Annotated in this window: 11 protein-coding genes; 9 read left to right on the top strand and 2 right to left on the bottom strand. The window is 65.8% G+C overall.

Features of this window, described 5'->3' with window-relative positions:
• Positions 1–7 precede the first annotated feature (7 nt).
• Positions 8–5,905, bottom strand: coding sequence for a CHAT domain-containing protein (locus NFV80_RS01340; RefSeq protein WP_295325180.1), 5,898 nt, complete (start codon positions 5,903–5,905; stop codon positions 8–10).
• Positions 5,906–6,273: 368 nt separating this feature from the next.
• On the opposite strand from NFV80_RS01340, the gene NFV80_RS01335 reads away from it, so the two are divergent.
• From NFV80_RS01335 to NFV80_RS17410, 6 genes are all read left to right on the top strand, one after another.
• Positions 6,274–9,009, top strand: a complete 2,736-nt coding sequence (locus NFV80_RS01335; RefSeq protein ID WP_295325177.1) for a nitrate reductase — start codon at positions 6,274–6,276, stop codon at positions 9,007–9,009.
• Positions 9,010–9,026: 17 nt separating this feature from the next.
• Positions 9,027–10,010, top strand: coding sequence for a DNA-binding protein YbiB (gene ybiB, locus NFV80_RS01330; protein ID WP_295325174.1), 984 nt, complete (start codon positions 9,027–9,029; stop codon positions 10,008–10,010).
• Positions 10,011–10,157: 147 nt separating this feature from the next.
• A complete protein-coding gene (locus NFV80_RS01325; RefSeq protein WP_295325172.1) occupies positions 10,158–10,580 on the top strand; it encodes an NUDIX domain-containing protein in 423 nt (140 codons plus the stop codon).
• Between the two features lie 130 nt (positions 10,581–10,710).
• Positions 10,711–11,232 (top strand): META domain-containing protein, encoded by a 522-nt coding sequence (locus tag NFV80_RS01320; protein ID WP_295325170.1) that lies wholly within the window; start codon positions 10,711–10,713, stop codon positions 11,230–11,232.
• The gene (locus NFV80_RS01315) at positions 11,166–11,525 is read left to right on the top strand and encodes an META domain-containing protein (RefSeq protein WP_366143385.1); all 360 of its coding nucleotides are present in this window, start codon (positions 11,166–11,168) and stop codon (positions 11,523–11,525) included. Before NFV80_RS01320 ends, NFV80_RS01315 begins: the two co-directional genes overlap by 67 nt.
• Before the next feature lie 75 nt (positions 11,526–11,600).
• Complete coding sequence (locus tag NFV80_RS17410) at positions 11,601–11,948, top strand: META domain-containing protein (protein ID WP_366143383.1); 348 nt, start codon at positions 11,601–11,603, stop codon at positions 11,946–11,948.
• On the opposite strand, the gene NFV80_RS01310 is transcribed toward NFV80_RS17410, so the two are convergent.
• Complete coding sequence (locus NFV80_RS01310) at positions 11,930–12,487, bottom strand: YbhB/YbcL family Raf kinase inhibitor-like protein (RefSeq protein WP_296757581.1); 558 nt, start codon at positions 12,485–12,487, stop codon at positions 11,930–11,932. The genes NFV80_RS17410 and NFV80_RS01310 overlap by 19 nt on opposite strands.
• A 364-nt stretch (positions 12,488–12,851) precedes the next feature.
• On the opposite strand from NFV80_RS01310, the gene nirB reads away from it, so the two are divergent.
• From nirB to NFV80_RS01295, 3 genes are all read left to right on the top strand, one after another.
• Positions 12,852–15,281 carry a nitrite reductase large subunit NirB gene (gene nirB / locus NFV80_RS01305; RefSeq protein ID WP_295325165.1) on the top strand — a complete coding sequence of 810 codons (2,430 nt, stop codon included), beginning with the start codon at positions 12,852–12,854 and terminating at the stop codon, positions 15,279–15,281.
• Between the two features lie 17 nt (positions 15,282–15,298).
• On the top strand, positions 15,299–15,607 hold the full coding sequence (gene nirD, locus NFV80_RS01300) for a nitrite reductase small subunit NirD (protein ID WP_295325162.1): 309 nt from the start codon (positions 15,299–15,301) through the stop codon (positions 15,605–15,607).
• Positions 15,608–15,747: 140 nt separating this feature from the next.
• Positions 15,748–16,871: nitrate/nitrite transporter (locus tag NFV80_RS01295; RefSeq protein ID WP_296757578.1), on the top strand; the 1,124-nt coding region annotated here is incomplete at its 3' end.

The raw sequence follows: 16,871 nt of genomic DNA, 5'->3' as shown, positions 1-16,871 counted from the left end.
CGGCGACTCAGCCAGCGCTCGCAGCCGTGCACCGCGGGGGACGGTCGTCACGCGGGCAGGGACCCGGCGAGATGTGCTCGGCCAGGCTGACCAGGCGATCGGCGGCGAGCCGCCAACCGGGAGCGCCGGTGGCGACGTCGCGGGCCTCGCAGAATCTCGACAACAGGCAGAATTGCGCCACTACCGAGTCGAGCTCGCGCGGTTTGAGCGTGAGCTGCGACAGTGCCTCGTCGTAGCCGCGCGCGACTTGCTCGAATGCCAGCTCACCGGCTTCTCCCTCCTCCAGCAGAAGGCGGTTGAGCAGCGACTCGACGAGCATCGCCTCCGGCGCCATCACCGCGTCCCAGACACTGCCGCCGCTACGATAGGCTTCGCAGGCAGCCGACTGACAGTAGCGCACCAGGCCGATCGTCTCCGGTGCCGCCGCTGCGTCCATTGTCAAAACAGCCTCCAGCGCCAGGCGGTTGAGGGCATGGTAGGGGCGGAAATCCGGCTCGCCCGGCAACCCCTCGCCCTTGCGATAGGCGGCGGCGCTCTGTCGCCCGGCGTCGCCCATCGCCACGGCAGCGGTCTGGCGAATCTCCGCGCTCGCGTGTGGATCCAGTACTTGCCGCGCATGCAGGCTGGCCAGACGCTTCGCCGCGCTGCCGAGCAAAGCGCTGCGTTCGGCGTTGATCGCCGTCCGCGTCTGATCGGCTGCGGCACCGCCGGAAACCAACTCGTCGAGACGCTGCAAGCGGGTCAACGCCGATTCGATCAGTTCCCGGTCTGCGACTTTCTCGCCCAGCCGCGCTTCGACATTCGCAAGCTGCTCGATGTCGCGAATCGGCACCTGGCCGCTGCCGTCCTCGGTCTGGATCGCCACCAGGTAGGCTTCGCGCGCCTGCGTCAGCGCGCCCAGGTCGGACCACAGTGCGGCGAGCGCCGATTGCAGCGCGGGCAATCGCAACCAGCCGGCCGGGCAACGATCCTTCAGCAGCGTTTCGAGACTGCTCCTGGCCGCTTCGAGATCGCCCGGGGACTGCCGTTCGCTGGCGCGCGCGAGACCCGCTCGCCGGCTGCTCAGCTCGTCCAGCAATTCCACTGGCGACGCATAGGCAGCGCTGCCGCCGCCGTCTTCGTCGACTCGCGCTTCGGCACGCCAGCTGGGATCGCCGTAGGCCTGGAAAGCGCCCCAGGTGATGTCCGCGCGATTGGACTGCCAGACCGCCTTGCGGGCTTCGAAGACCGCCTCACCGAACGTAAGACGATCGAGCAGCAGGCTGCGGTAGAACGTATGCCCGAAGATCATTGCACCGCGGTCATCTACCGCCCAGCCGGCGACCACGACGCAGCGCACCCCGATCGCCATCAGCTCGCGCGCAATGCTGGCCGCCAGCCGGTTGCCGTCGCGCACCGTGCGCTCCGCCGCCGGCCGGTCGGCGGGGTCGTCTATCTTGCCGAGGTGGCAGCAGTTGAGAAAGACGAGGTCGGGGACGATTTCCATGGCATCGATCTCGGCAGCGGTGATCAGCAGGCCATCCGACAGGACGACGCCTGTGCGACCACCGCCATCCCGGTGCGGCTGATCGAAGACACCGTGCCCCGAGACATGCACCAGCCGATACGCCTGCTGGTACAGGCTGGTCAATACCTCCGCCGCGGAGCAGTCGCTACCGATGGCCCGCACTACCTGATAGCCCAGTCCCTGCACCAGGCTTGCCACTTCGTTGGCCTCGGTCTCGGCTCCGGGCAGCGTCGGCGGATCACCTGCCTGCGGCCAGTCGGGGTCGGGGAAAGCCTGCGCGAAGCCGGCGACCGACGGATTGCCGACGACGAACGCCCGCGACTCGTGCCCCTGCCGCACGCGGCGGCGAAACTGCCCGGTAGCGAGCTGCCGCACCACCGGTGTGCGCACCGCCAGCGGCAGCCTCTCTCCAGCCGTGCCGGGGTCGTCGGCACACATCAGTTCCCACGGCAGATTTGCCGTATAGTCGTCAACCACTAGGACGACGCTCTCCAGTTGCCTGGCCGCATCCTTGAAGTCCGGCGGCACCAGCAACTGGAACAGGACGCGGCCGAAGTCCTCCTGCCAGACAGCGTTGGCAATCTGCTGGCGAACCAGGGTTTCGACCAGGCCCGGCTGGCGCTGCTGAACAACCGTCTCGGCACGCGCACGCTGCCCGACGTAGAGGAAGCGCAGACGCTCGGCAATCGTCGTTCGTCGCCGGGAGGCCATCGATTGCGCTCCGGCAGCGGGCGCTTCGCCGACGGGCAGCAGCGCGCGCTGCGAAGCGCCATCGAGCGAATCGGCATCACTGACGATCAGGCGCGGCCAATAACTTGGGTTGCCGCTGTCAAACAGGCGCCGCCGCCATCCTTCCCCCTGCACCAGTTGCGGCCGACAAACCAGCACCACGCGGTGGCGACCGGTCAGGTCGGCCAGCCGATTCGCCATCTGGCGCAGCGCATAAACGGCAGTGATCGCGGTGTCCTGGTACAACTCGACGATTTCGAGCCGGCTGACACGAATGTCGAGCCTGGTGATTTCGTGAAAGCGGGCGTTGGCTTCGAGCACTCCACGCAACAGCGCTTCCACCGACGCCGCGACCGACAGGTTGGCCGACGAGTTGTAACCGAGCAGCAAAGTCGCCAGCGGCAACTCGCGCGCTTCCTTGCCGAGGACGTCGATCACCTGCAGCAGATAGCGCAGGACACCGGCCCGCACGGCTTCGGTCAGGTCGCCGACGGTGAGGTTGCCGTCGTAGTCGCCAAGACCGCTGACCACGGCACCGGTCAGGCTGCCGCGACTGCGCTCCTGTTCGTTGGGCACGCGCAACACCACCGCCGTGCTGCCACGCGGGCCCGCGTAGAGGCCGAGGCTGCGCCGCTGGCTGAGATCTCCGTCGAGCAGTTCACGGTCGACCAGGGCCTCGGCGCCGGCAATCGGGTCGTGTTCGTAGTGGCCGAGCAGAATCGGCTGATTCAGGAAGCGGAGATCCATCGCCTTGACGCTGACTTCCAGCCGACGCTTCGAGCGGGGCGCGACGCGATTGCGTGGCGCCCCGCCGAGCAGCCCGCGCGCCAGCGCCTCGCCACCGTCAAGGGTCGGTGGCCCGGCGTCGTACGCCAGCGGCCGTGCCGATTCGCCGCCACGCACCATCGGTGGACTGGTCAGCAGTGCGCCGGAAGCGCCGCCGTGGAGCAATTCGGCCAACGCCGGGAAATACGCAGCGGTCGAAGCCAGATCCCCGTGTTGGGCCGGCAGATAGTAATGGCTGCCGACATTCCCGATTCGCCCGGACGCCCAGGTCACGGTGCCGTCACCCTGTGTGGTGCCCACCATCTTCAGGCGGCCGTTCTCGTCGCGAACGCCACACGGGGTATTGCCAGCGACACCGAAGACGTAGACCGACTTGCTCTCGTAGGTCTTCGGCAAGGCTGGCGTCGCCTCGCGCTCCTGTTGCCACAGCCAGCTGCCGGCATCGAGTTGCGCCTGCGTCGGCGTCGCCGAGTTGCCGGCGCCGAACCACGGGTCGCTGACCTTCGCCCGATACTCCTGCCAGGTGCGGTCACTCTGGAAGTCCTGCCCCGGATCGCCACCGCCGGCTTGTCCCTGGAAGGTATCGACAAAACCCGGTTTGGGCAGCAGTTGCAAGGCACCGGGAAAGCCGCCGACGATCTCCAGCACCTGCCGCAAGTCATGACCGAGATCCAGGCGTGCCAGCGAACGCAGCGTATCGCCCTTTCCCAACAGGTTCTCGACCATCGAATAGGCGCCCTGATTGGGCGTGCCAAGCATGATCAGGCGCGCGCCGTCGCGCGCCATCAGCGCATCCATCACGGCCCGCCGTTTGTGGATGCACGCGCGCACGACCAGTCCACCCATGCTGTGTGCGAGCAGGCGCAGCGGCTTTCGCGTCTCGGAAAGCAGGCGATCGAGGAACTCGGCCAGTCGCTCCGCCAGCACGTCGAGCGGCTGCCGCCAGTCGTAAGCGAAAGGCTCCACCCGGTGGCTCGTCGCCAGAAACTCACATAGATCACCATAGAACATGCCGAACAGCTTCTCGGCCTCGACCCCGGACTGCCCCCAGGCGATCTTGGCAAGGCCACCGCTGGCGATGTCCAATGGATCGAACCAGACGCGGTCCCGCCGATTCACCCACAGATGCGAACCCATGATTCCAGGAAGCACGACGACCACCGGCAGATCGGGCGCCGCACGACCGGCGGCTGTTTCTCGCCGGCTCGTTGCCGCGAGCGGCCCGTCGCTTTCGGCAAACAGCCCGGGCAGCGGCTGAAAGGCGGCCAGCGGCAGCACATCCCTGACCACCAGCCAGTCGCGCAAGGCCGCGCGCGTATCGAGGTTGCGGAAATAGCGGAAATGCGACACATCCGCGCCGCGATCGAAGAGCGCCCGCGCGCCCGCCTGCGGCGCGATCCCGGCGAACATCGAAGCGGTATTGACGATCCGGTCGTTGGCGACGCTGTCGAAGAGCAGGAAATCGGTCAGCATCACCCCGAGTTGCTGCAGCAGATTGCCGCCTTGGCTGTCGCCGGCGATCACTGCCATCTCGATACCGGCACGCACCGGCGCGTTGCGCAGAAAACGAGCCATCGGCGAGTCGGGCAACATGGCTTCGATGCCAGGCACGAGGTGGGCATTGGTCCGCTGCCGCGCAATTTCCAGCACCACCCGCTTGAACGCCGAGTAGTACGGACTGCCGAAAAAGAACGGCAGTTGTCCGATCAGCGTCAACAGACCGGAGAGAAACAGGTCGAGGTTGGCGCTCGCGAGCAGGGTTCCCTGCGCCGGGCTGGCCACCCGCACGTAGCGCTGCAGCACCAGCTTCTTCGCCGCCAGTTCGCCAGCCAACTGGCGCAACAGTTCGCGCTGCGCCGCGTGCGCCGTCTTGAGTTCGTCGCCGACGCGTCCGGCCTCCGCTTCGTCCGCGTCGCCGGTACCGGGCAGATCGGAGCGATACTGTTCGATCAGGCCATCGAAATTTTCGATACACAGCAGGTCGGCGACGAGACCGCCGCGCGAGTGTGAGACCAGGCTCAAGCGAAGTCCGACCGGCAGCGCATCAAGCAGTTGCTGTGCGTTCTCGATCGGGCTCTCGGAGAGGGTATGGTGTTCGAAGGCGTAGATCCCACCGGTAAAATGCCGCTCGAGAACGCTCCACAACTCACTCTCGTCGAGTTGCAGGTCGCCAAAGCTGCCAAGCGTGCTCGAACCCGTACCGTGGACAAAGATCAGTGCCGGCAACTGCTCGTTGGCCGCCCCGAGCAGGCGTTTCTTCGCCAGCGCCTGCGCATCGTCATCGTCCTCGGCGTGCACGCCACGCCGCCCTTCCCAGCAATAGACACCCGGCTTGCGATCGAGTCGCTGTTCGATCGCCGACATCAATGCCCTGGTCCCGGCCCGGGTGACACCAAGCTCGGCAACACTTCCGCCGGACGCTGCCAGTTGCGCCGTAGCGGCATCGCGGATCGTGTCGCCACCTGCCAGCGCCAGCACGAAAATACGGCGGATCAATCCTCCGGTGGCTGCGGACAGGCCACGAGCGGCAGCCCCTTCACGCTGCAAGTGGTCGAACAGAATCTGGCCCTCGTTGCCGATCAGTTCGGGCCGACTGCGTTCGAGCGAAGCCTTGAACCTGGCCGCGCTGCTGATCAGGACGCCGCCATCGGCCAGCTCGATGACCAGCACTTCGTCATCGGCGGCGGTGTACTGCTGCGCGCTTGCCCCGCCCCCGCGCGCTGCAGCACCGATCTCGAAGCATGCTCTGGGCTGCAGGAAACCAGGTGGCAGAAAGCGATCTTCCGCTTTGTCGGCCGCGCGCCGGCTTCCCTGCAGCAGCGCCGGCAACTGTTCGCTTGCGCTCGGGCGGCCGGTCAGATCGAGAATGGTGCTTCCGGGCATCGTCGTCTCCTTTGCGCTCCCTGTTTCTCGTCGCGGCATCCCCGTGCCGGCGAGCCGACCTTCGCCGACGCTGCAAACTGCGGCGCCAACCCCCCGTCGGCAACGCGCTGCCGACGATCTACGCGAGCGCGATGCGCTCCTCCAAACATCTTACACGCGTTGTCCGGCGAGCAATACGGCGCGACGCCCGCTCCGCTGCCGGCACCAGCGCTGCCGCGCCGCGCGAAGTACGCCCTGCCGTGAGGCAAGACTGCGGCCCACCGCACCAAAGAGAGGCGTGCTCGGCGGCGAATGACCGCGACCAGAGCCGAACGGCAGACTTATTGCCTTGGCACGTCCATTGCTTTGCACGATCAGGAACCATGGCCATGAACAAGTCAGTCAAATCCACCTGTTGTTACTGCGGCGTCGGTTGCGGTCTGCTGATCGATACGCTTGCCGGTCAGATCGTCGGCGTGCGCGGCGATCCCGAGCATCCGGCCAATTTCGGGCGCCTGTGTACCAAGGGCGCCACCTTGCATCTGACGGCCCGCCCCGACTATCGCCTGTTGCATCCCGAATTGCGTCGGGAACGCGGTCGACCCCGACAGCGGGTCCACTGGGACGAGGCGCTCGAACACGCCGCCGGACGTTTTGCCGAGATCATCCGGGCGCATGGACCGGACAGCGTCGCCTTCTACGTTTCGGGACAGTTGCTGACCGAGGATTACTATGTCTTCAACAAGCTCGCCAAGGGTCTGATCGGCACCAACAACATCGATACCAACTCGCGCCTGTGCATGTCATCGGCGGTCGCCGGCTACAAGCAGACGCTCGGGGCCGATGCACCTCCCTGCTGTTACGAAGACATCGCCCTCGCCGACTGCCTGCTGATTGCCGGCGCCAACCCCGCCGTCGCCCACCCCATCGTCTTTCGTCGCATCGAGGACGCGCGCGCCGCCAACCCGGAGTTGCGGATCATCGTCGTCGATCCCCGGCGCAGCGAGACCGCCGAAATCGCCGATCTGCACCTGGCGCTGCGTCCCGGCACCGACATCGCGCTCTACAACGGCCTGCTCAACGTCCTGCTCGCCGAGAAACTGATCGATCGTGACTACATCGCTGCACATACCGAAGGCTTTGCCGAGCTCGAAGCGATCATCGCCGCCTATCCATCGGCGGCGGTAGCCGAGATCTGCGGCTTGGCCAAGGCCGACATCATCCAGGCGGCGCGCTGGTTCGGCGGCGCCGCCGCGGCTCTGTCACTGTACTGTCAGGGACTCAACCAGTCGGCACACGGCACGCACAACAATGCGGCGCTGATCCACCTGCATCTGGCGACGGGTCAGATCGGGCGACCGGGTGCCGGCCCGTTTTCCTTGACCGGACAGCCGAATGCCATGGGCGGTCGCGAAGTCGGCGGCCTGGCCAACCTGCTCTCGGCGCACCGCGATCTCGCCAACCCCAGGCACCGCGACGAAGTCGCCGCCCTCTGGGGCGTTCCGTCGGTACCGGCAGCGCCCGGGAGAACCGCGATCGAACTGTTCGCGGCGATGAAAAGGGGGCTGATCAAGGCGGTCTGGATCGCCTGCACCAACCCGGCGCAATCGCTGCCGGAGCAGAACGAAGTACGCGCTGCGCTCGCCGCAGCCGAATTCGTCGTGCTCCAGGAGGCCTACGCCAATACCGATACCGCCGACTACGCGGATCTGATGCTGCCGGCGACCACCTGGGGCGAAAAGGAGGGAACCGTCACCAATTCCGAACGGCGGATCACCCACGTCAACGCCGCCCTGCCGGCGCCCGGCGAGGCACGTCACGACTGGCAGATCGCCGTCGACTTCGCGCTCCGCCTCGGCGCTCGGCTCAAGAATTCGCTGACTGGTCACCTGTTCCCTTACCGCTGCCCGGAAGCGATCTTTCTCGAGCATCGCGAGAGCACCCGCGGACGTGATCTCGACATCACCGGCCTCAGCTACGCTCTGCTCGACTCTTCCGGTCCGCAGCAATGGCCGCTGCCCGCTGAAGCGAATCGCGGCCGCCAGCGTCTGTACGCCGACGGCGTTTTCCCGACGCCGAGCGGGCGAGCCCGTTTTGTCGAGGTCGAGCATCGGCCGACCGCCGAGAGCACCGACACGACGCGGCCGATCAGCCTGCTTTCGGGTCGTCTACGTGACCAGTGGCACGGCATGAGTCGCACCGGCACGGTTGCCCGCCTGTTCAACCTCGACGAGGAACCGCTGCTCTCGATGCACCCCGACGACCTGCGCGGGCGTGGCCTCGAAGCCCACGATCTGGCCCGCGTGCACGGCGCGCGCGGCGAGATCATCGTCCGCGTCGCGTCCGACCCGAACCTGCGGCGCGGTTGCGCCTGGCTGCCGATGCACTGGGGCAACCGCTTCATGAACAGCGCCGGAGCAAACGCACTGACGACATCGGCCCGCGACCCCTACTCGCAGCAGCCCGAACTCAAGCACGCTGCGGTCGCCGTCGAGAAAGCCGGGCTGGAGTGGCAACTGGTGATCCTGCGCAGGGCCGAATCCGGCGAACTGGCCGCCCTGGCCCTGCTCGACCGAGTGCGGCGGCTCCTGCCCGACTTCGCTTTCGCCAGCGTCGGTCTGTACGGTCGCAGCGAACCGCTGGTCCTCTTCCGGGCAGCGCACCCGCAGGCGCTGCCCGAGAGCCGCCTGCGCGAGATCGACAGCCTCTTCGGTCTCGGCGACGACGCGGCGGCGATTGTCTATGCTGACCACCGTCGCCAGATCAGCAAACGTGCAGTGGCGCCCGACGGCAGGCTGATCGGCGTCCGCCTGGCCGGCGAGACGCTGGCGCAGACCTGGCTCAAGGAGGTGATGGCCGACGACACACTGGATGCCGAACTGATCCGCTGGGCCGTCGCGCCGATAGGCCAGCGCCCCGGCAAATTGCCGCAGCGCAGCCGGATCGTCTGCAAGTGCGCCGACGTCAGTGAAGCACAGATCGTCGCCGATCTCGCGGCCGGCGCGACCGTGGCGACGCTGCAGGAAAAGCGAAAGTGCGGTACCTTTTGCGGTTCGTGTCTGCCGGAACTCCGACAGATGGTTTCTACTCGGGCGCCGCTCGTGGACGGCACGGCAGTCGCCTGACGATCGCAGGAGGAGGCATGGATTTCGCGCTCATCATCAGGGAGATCGGTCGCGGCGCGACGGGTGCGCGCGACATGTCCCGTGCCGAGGCGCAAGAGCTCTACGGCATGATGCTCGACGGCAGCGTGCCCGACCTCGAAATGGGTGCGATTGCCATCGCGCTGCGCATGAAGACCGAGACGGTCGACGAAATGATCGGATTTCTCGCCGCGGCCAGCGAGCGTCTGCCAGCCGTGCGCCCTCCCCGTGGCCGCATCCGCCCGGTGGTCATCCCGACCTACAACGGCGCCCGCCGCACGGCCAACCTGACACCGTTGCTCGGCCTGCTGCTGCAGCGCTACGGCGTGCCGGTGCTGATGCACGGCCTCGGCGACGATTATGGGCGCGTCACGAGTGAGCAGATACTGCGCGAGTATGGTCTGTTGCCGAGCGACAGCGTGCAGCAGGCGCAACTCGTGCTTGATGAACACGGCCTGGCGTACCTGCCGCTCGGGCTTCTTTCCCCGGGTGTCGAGCGGCAGCTCGCCCTGCGCAGCCGCCTCGGCCTGCGCAACAGCGCCCACAGCCTGGTCAAGATGCTCGACCCCTTTCACGGCGACGCCCTGCTGCTCGCCGCAGCGACCCATCCCGACTACCTTTCGAGCATGCGTGCCGTGCTCTCTGCCATCGGTGCCAACGCCTTGCTGCTACGCGGCACCGAAGGCGAGCCCTTCGCCAATCCCAAGCGCCGCCCGAACATCGAGCACATCCACGGCGGTGTCAGCGACCTCCTCTTCGAAGCCGAGCACGACAGCCTCCGCAGCCTGCCGCAACTCGCCGAGAATCACGACCCGCGCAGCACGGTCGCCTGGATGCGCCGCGTCCTCGCCGGCGAAGTGGCGCTGCCTTTGCCGCTCGCCAACCAACTCGCCTGCTGCCTGCACGCGTGCGGTCGGGCAACCGATCTTCACCAGGCCAAGGCGTTGGTGGCGGTGGAAAGCAACGGACTGGCGCTGGTCTGATTTCCTCGATCGTCTCTCCTGGGGCCGCATCACTGATCCTGTGGAATGCGACCCGGGGTAGTTTCCAGCGCTCTCCTCGGGTATCGTGACGAAAAGGCCGCGCGACAGCGATGCGCGTCGTGTCTTTCGCAAACCGGGGCAAGGGAAATGAAACGACAAAGAGCCACCATCATCGTCGAGATCGACCAGCGCATTCTGCTCGTGGAAAACCGCAGCGGGCTGGTGCTGCTACCGGGCGGCGGCATCCATCCCGAGGAATCACGCGAGCAGGCAGCGGCGCGCGAATTGACCGAAGAGACCGGGCTGCTCGCCGAATCGCTTTCCTTCCTTTTCTGCCATGAGTCGGCGACCAATCGCCACAGCGTGTTTCGGGTGCTGGCGTCGGGATCACCGTTCGCCGGCGACGACGCGGCCCGGCTGCATTTCTTCGACCCCGATGACCTGGCCCTGACCGAAAGGATGTCGGCGGCAAGTCGGCAGATCGTCGATCGCTTCCTCGGCATGCGCCGCGAGGCGACCGCCGCAGCGCAATCGACGGGTGTGGTCGGCCAGATTTCGCCTGTCCGGTAGATGCGCTTCGGGCATCGCCTGATGATCGGGCCCCACGGTGTCCGGCGACCGGAGAGGTCCCCGATCTGCCGAAATTGCCGGGGCGCCTGGCGTGCGCTGCGCAGTCGGCGCAAGCAGTGTGGAGGGTGAAATGGATTCGCGGAGAATGCAAAGCTCCTGGCGATTGTGCCTGCCGCTGGTCGTCAGCCTGTTGCTGCTGACCCGCGCGGCGATCGCTTCGCCGGCCGGACCCGACGTGCTGAACGACACCAGTTGGACCCTGTCGGTCCTGCCGGGACAATCACTAATTGCCGGTCGTGCGGCCACCGTGCATTTCACCGACGGCCGCATGCATGGCAATGACGGTTGCAACAGTTTCGGCAGCAGCTATGCCGTCGTCGGCGATCGACTGCGGATCGACGGACGCCTCTTGTCAACCCGGATGGCCTGCCCCGCGGCGATCATGCGCCAGGCCGACGTCTTCACCAGCGTCCTGGCTAGGGCAAGCACCTTTCGCAGCGACGCCGGGCGACTGGTGCTGCTCGCCGGCGACGGTGAGGAGCTGGCAATTCTCGACGCGCAGCGCCGCGACCTCGCCGGCACCGGCTGGCGAGTGACCGCCTACAACAATGGCAAGCGGGCGGTGGTCAGCGTCCTCGACGTTCAGTTCTGACTGTCGCTTTCGCTGCCGACGGAGAACTTGCCGGATCGGCGGGTTGCAACCACTTCAGCGCCTCCTATTCGACTTCGGGCCGGAGCATCCGGATCGGCCAGGTGGTGGCAACGCGAAAGTTGTGCGACGAGCCACGCGGACTGATGAAACAGGAAAGCCGTTTTCTGCAGGCGCTCGCCAGCGCCGATACCTGGCGGCTCAATGGCGACCGTCTCGAACTGCGTACAGCCACCGGCGCTCTGGCCCTGACCTCGTCAGCCACAGACACGGTTGCGGAACCGTCGATCAGGTAATCGGCAAGCCTTGCCCTGGGCTGCGGCGATCAGCCGATCGCGGCAAGGCTCGCAGGCGAGTGCGTCGTCGAGGGCATGAACCAGGCGGGATCATCGTCAACTCGTGCGACCCTCCACTTCTCTACCGGCCGGGGGATCTCCGGGCAATCGATCTGCAACGGCTACGCCGGCGATTATCGCTTGCACGGCGAAACCCTCGGAATTTCCATTGCGAGCACGACGAGGAGAGCCTGCACGCCTTCCCTGATGCGGCAGGAAAACGTATTCCTCGACGTGTTGCGAGCCGTGCGACACTTTTCCCTAGGCTTCGACGGAGCGCTCGTTCTGCGCACCGACGACGGCCGAAGCGTGGTCACGCGCCGTGGACGAGCCGAGGAGAGCGCTAGCAGGCGAGAATCACTGCCTCACTTGTTGCGTCCGTAGCGGCCGGTCAACGTTGCCCTGCCGATGCTGTTGGCGTTGACCAGGAAACCCGCCAGCGCGGCGGTGGCGCCCGGCGGAAGCTCGAGTTGATCGACCTTCAGGGCGTAGACGGTGAAGCGGTAGCGGTGCGGTCTGTCGCCGACGGGTGGGCACGGGCCACCCCAGCCAGGGCCGCCGAAATCGGTGGCAATCTGCGTCGCGCCCGCGGGCAGCGCCGATCGGTCAGACCTGCCTGCGCCGAGCGCGAGCCCGGTCGTTTGCGGCGGCAGGTTGATCACCACCCAGTGCCACCAGCCGCTGCCACCGGTCGGAGTGTCGGGGTCATGGACGAGAACGGCAAAGCTTCTGGCTTCCTTGGGGGCATTCTTCCATTCGAGTGCCGGCGAGACGTTGTCGCCGGTGCAACCAAAACCGTCGAACACCTGCTCATTGCGGATCGTGCCATTCGGCGCGATATCCGGCGACTCCAGCGTGAACCCGGCGGCCTGCGCAGCAAAACCGACGGTGGCGAGGCAAGAGGCGACGACGATCTTCTTCATGCGCTTGCTCCAGGACCGGGAACGACCATGTTGAGTTCATTGTAGCCCCTGGTTGTCCGGTGGCAAGCATTCGTCGTCGAGCAATGTTGGCTGTGGCGTCCTGGTGCACAAGTGCCCGGCACAGCTCGTGCTGGCCAGACCGGCGATCGCTGGCGACGCGCGCTATCGCGCGAGCAACCGCGCCCGGCGCCAGAACGCGGCCGCCACTGCACCAAGACGGCGATCTCGTCGCCCCAAGATTGTGCGCCGCACCATCGGGAGCTTCGCTGAAGCGCGAAAACCATCGACAAAACAGGCTGCTGAGCCGTTGGCACGACGATTGCTTCGATCCGATCATCAGGACGCATCCGAGGGAATCGTGAACATGGGCAGAAAGAAACTGGTGATGGTGGGTAACGGCATGGCCGGCGTACGCACGCTCGAAGAGTTGCTGAAAATCGCTCCCGACCAATACGAGATCACCGTTTTCGGTGCCGAGCCGCACCCCAACTACAACCGCATCCTGCTCTCGCCGGTGCTTGCCGGCGAAATGACGATCCAGGACATCATCCTCAACGATCACCAGTGGTACGCCGATCACGGGATCACGCTGCACCTGGGGCGCAAGGTCAAGCGGATCGATCGCACGCAGCGTCGCGTGCTTGCCGAGGACGGCACCGAGGCAGCCTACGACCGTTTGCTCCTGGCCACGGGCTCGAACCCGTTCATCCTGCCGGTGCCGGGCAACGACCTGCCGGGAGTCATCTCCTACCGGGACATCGGCGACACCGACGCCATGATCGACGCCGCGCGCCGCTACCGGCATGCGGTGGTGATCGGCGGTGGCCTGCTCGGTCTCGAAGCGGCCAACGGGCTCAAACTACGCGGAATGGACGTGACCGTCGTGCATCTCGCCGACTGGCTGCTCGAGCGGCAACTCGATCGGACTGCCGGCCAGATGCTGCAGAAATCGCTCGAAGACCGCGGTCTGAAGTTCCTGCTCGGCAAACAGACCGAGATGCTGATCGCCGGCGAGAGCGGGCGCGTTGCCGGCGTCCGCCTCAAGGACGGTCTGCAGATTCCTGCCGAACTCGTGGTGATGGCGGTCGGCATCCGCCCGAACACGGCGCTCGCCGAATCGGCCGGCATCTACTGCCACCGCGGCATCGTGGTCAACGACACGATGCAGACCTACGACCCCAAGATCTACGCCGTCGGCGAATGCGTCGCGCACCGTGGGATCGCCTACGGACTGGTGGCGCCGCTTTTCGAGCAGGGCAAGGTCGCCGCCAACCACCTCGGCAACTACGGCATCAGTCGTTACACCGGTTCGGTCACCTCGACCAAGTTGAAGGTCACGGGCATCGACCTGTTTTCCGCCGGCGACTTCTTCGGCAATCAGGAAACCGAGGAAATCGTGCTCAACGATGCCGCCGCCGGGGTGTACAAGAAACTGGTGATCAAGGACAACAAGCTGGTCGGCGGCGTGCTCTACGGCGACACGGCCGATGGTCCCTGGTACTTCCAGTTGCTGCGCGACGGGCAGGACATCCACGAGATCCGCGATCACCTGTTGTTCGGCCAGTCGCACGTGGGCGACGTCGGCCATCAGGGTCACAGCAAGGCGGCGGCGATGGCCGACAGCGCCGAAGTGTGTGGCTGCAACGGCGTGAGCAAGGGCAGCATCGTCAAGGCGATCAAGGAAAAGGGCCTGTTCACGCTCGACGACATCAAGAAACACACCAAGGCAGCTTCTTCCTGTGGCTCGTGCGCCGGGCTCTGCGAGCAGATCCTCTCGGCGACGATCGGTGGCGCGTACACGCCGGCGGCGTCGAACCGCAAGGCGGTCTGTGGTTGCACCGATTATTCGCATCAGGAGGTGCGCGACGCGATTCGTGCCAAGCACCTGCTGACCGTCCCTGAAGTCATGCGCTTCCTCGAGTGGCAGACTGCCGACGGCTGCGACAAGTGTCGCCCGGCGATCAACTACTACCTGATTTCCACGTGGCCGCAGGAAGCGCGGGACGATCCCCGTTCGCGGCTGATCAACGAGCGGGCACACGCCAACATCCAGAAGGACGGCACCTATTCGGTGGTGCCGCGCATGTGGGGTGGGCTGACGACGGCCTCCGAGCTGCGCCGCATCGCGGACGTCGCCGAGAAGTACCAGGTGCCGACGATCAAGGTCACCGGTGGCCAGCGCATCGACCTGCTCGGCATCCGCAAGGAGGACCTGATCGGCGTCTGGAAGGATCTCGGCATGCCCTCCGGCCACGCCTACGGCAAGTCGATCCGCACGGTCAAGACCTGTGTCGGCAAGGAACACTGCCGCTTCGGCACGCAACTGGCGATGAACATGGGCGTCAAGCTCGAAAAGATGCTGTTCGACATGTATGCGCCGCACAAGGTCAAGCTTGCCGTCTCGGGTTGTCCGCGCAATTGTGCCGAGGCCGGCATCAAGGATGTCGGCGTGATCGGCGTCGATTCGGGCTACGAGCTCTACGTCGGTGGCAACGGCGGGATCAAGACGGAAGTGGCGCAATTCTTCGTCAAGGTGACGAGCGACGAAGAGGTGCTCGAATACGGCGGCGCCTTCCTGCAGCTCTACCGCGAAGAAGGCTACTACCTCGAGCGCACCTGCCACTATCTCGAACGGGTCGGCCTCGAGCACGCCAAGAATCGCGTCGTCGAAGACGAGGAAAACCGCAAGGCACTCTACGGGCGCCTGCTGGCCGAGCTGAAGGACCGCCCCGATCCCTGGGCCGAACGCATCCGGGGCGTCGAAAGGAACGAGTACGAAATGCTTACGCTATGACGGACTGGAGAACGGAAATGGCTGAATGGAAATCGATCTGTACGCTTGAGGAGATCCCGCGACTGGGCAGTCGCGTGGTGCGCTCGACCAGCGGCAACATTGCCGTGTTCCGCACCTCGAGCGGCGAAGTGTTCGCCCTGCGTGACCGCTGCCCGCATCAGGGCGGCCCGCTGTCGCAAGGCCTGGTGCATGGCAATCAGGTGACCTGCCCGCTGCATGGCTGGAAGCTGCGCCTGGACTCCGGCGAAGCAGTCGCCCCGGATCAGGGCTGTTCGCGCCGCTACCCGATCCGCGTCGAGAGCGGCACCGTTTTTCTCGAAATCTGACTGGCAAACGGTCATGACTGGCGAGACACGCCTGATGATGAAAGTCATGACCGTTGCCCTCATCCCCGGCCCTTCTCCCGCGCACGGGAGAAGGGAGATTCGAGAGTCGCAGACGCGACTTTCACAGTTAGGACAAGACGATGAACAACGACTTCTGGAAGGCCGGACATCGGCCGACGCTCTTCGCCGCATTTCTCTACTTCGACCTGGCCTTCATGGTGTGGGTGATGCTCGGCCCTCTCGGTGTGCAGATTGCCAAGGATCTCGGTCTGACGCACGCCCAGAAAGGCATGATGGTCGCCACCCCGGTCCTCGCCGGCGCGATCCTGCGCATCGTCATGGGCGTTCTGGTTGACCACCTGAAGCCGAAACTGGCCGGCGCCATCGGCCAGGTGATCGTCATCGTCTCGCTCTTCTGTGCCTGGTACTTCGGCATCCACAGCTACGAGCAGACCTTGCTCCTCGGCTGTTTCCTCGGCGTTGCCGGCGCCTCGTTCGCCGTCGCCCTGCCGCTCGCTTCGCGCTGGTACCCGCCGGAACATCAGGGAACCGCGCTGGGCATCGCCGGCGCCGGCAATTCCGGCACAGCCCTCGCTGCGCTGATCGCTCCGAGCCTGGCCATGGCTTTCGGCTGGACCAACGTTTTCGGACTTGCGCTGATCCCGCTGATCCTGGTTTTCGGCTTCTATCTGCTGGCGGCCCGGGATGCGCCGGATTGCCCGCCGCCGAAGTCGCTGGGCGAGTACCTGAAAGTCCTGCGGGACAGTGATGCATGGTGGTTCATGTTCTTCTACGCCGTCACCTTTGGCGGCTTCGTCGGACTCGCATCTTCCCTGACCATCTACTTCAACATCCAGTACGGACTGGACGCCAAGACTGCCGGCTTCTTCACCGCCGCCTGCGTGTTCGCCGGCTCGCTGGTACGTCCCATCGGCGGCAACGTCGCCGACCGCATCGGCGGCATCAAGAGCCTGTCGGTGATGTACGTCCTGGCGGCTGTCTTTCTCGGCATCGTCAGCATCGGTCTGCCGGCGGCGTGGATGGCCCTGCTTGCCTTCGTCGGCGCGATGCTGGCGCTGGGCATGGGCAACGGCGCCGTCTTCCAGTTGGTGCCACAGCGCTTTCGCAAGGAGATCGGCGTGATGACCGGGCTGGTGGGAATGGCCGGCGGCATTGGCGGCTTCTATCTGGCGTCGTCACTCGGATACGCCAAGGAAATCACCGGCAGCTATCAGCTCGGCTTCGTGATCTTTGCCGCCCTCGC

This window comes from Accumulibacter sp. (assembly GCF_023806565.1).
In the GTDB taxonomy this organism is placed as follows: Bacteria; Pseudomonadota; Gammaproteobacteria; order Burkholderiales; family Rhodocyclaceae; genus Accumulibacter.
Note: the sequence above shows the minus strand (reverse complement) of the source record. Positions and strands in the feature narration are given on the sequence as shown.

Bases quoted from the DNA above. Each gene is read 5' to 3' on its own strand.
- NFV80_RS01340 (WP_295325180.1), bottom strand. From the start codon at position 5,905: ATGCCCGGAAGCACCATTCTCGATCTGACCGGCCGCCCGAGCGCAAGC.
- NFV80_RS01335 (WP_295325177.1), top strand. From the start codon at position 6,274: ATGAACAAGTCAGTCAAATCCACCTGTTGTTACTGCGGCGTCGGTTGC.
- ybiB (WP_295325174.1), top strand. From the start codon at position 9,027: ATGGATTTCGCGCTCATCATCAGGGAGATCGGTCGCGGCGCGACGGGT.
- NFV80_RS01325 (WP_295325172.1), top strand. From the start codon at position 10,158: ATGAAACGACAAAGAGCCACCATCATCGTCGAGATCGACCAGCGCATT.
- NFV80_RS01320 (WP_295325170.1), top strand. From the start codon at position 10,711: ATGGATTCGCGGAGAATGCAAAGCTCCTGGCGATTGTGCCTGCCGCTG.
- NFV80_RS17410 (WP_366143383.1), top strand. From the start codon at position 11,601: ATGAACCAGGCGGGATCATCGTCAACTCGTGCGACCCTCCACTTCTCT.
- NFV80_RS01310 (WP_296757581.1), bottom strand. From the start codon at position 12,487: ATGAAGAAGATCGTCGTCGCCTCTTGCCTCGCCACCGTCGGTTTTGCT.
- nirB (WP_295325165.1), top strand. From the start codon at position 12,852: ATGGGCAGAAAGAAACTGGTGATGGTGGGTAACGGCATGGCCGGCGTA.
- nirD (WP_295325162.1), top strand. From the start codon at position 15,299: ATGGCTGAATGGAAATCGATCTGTACGCTTGAGGAGATCCCGCGACTG.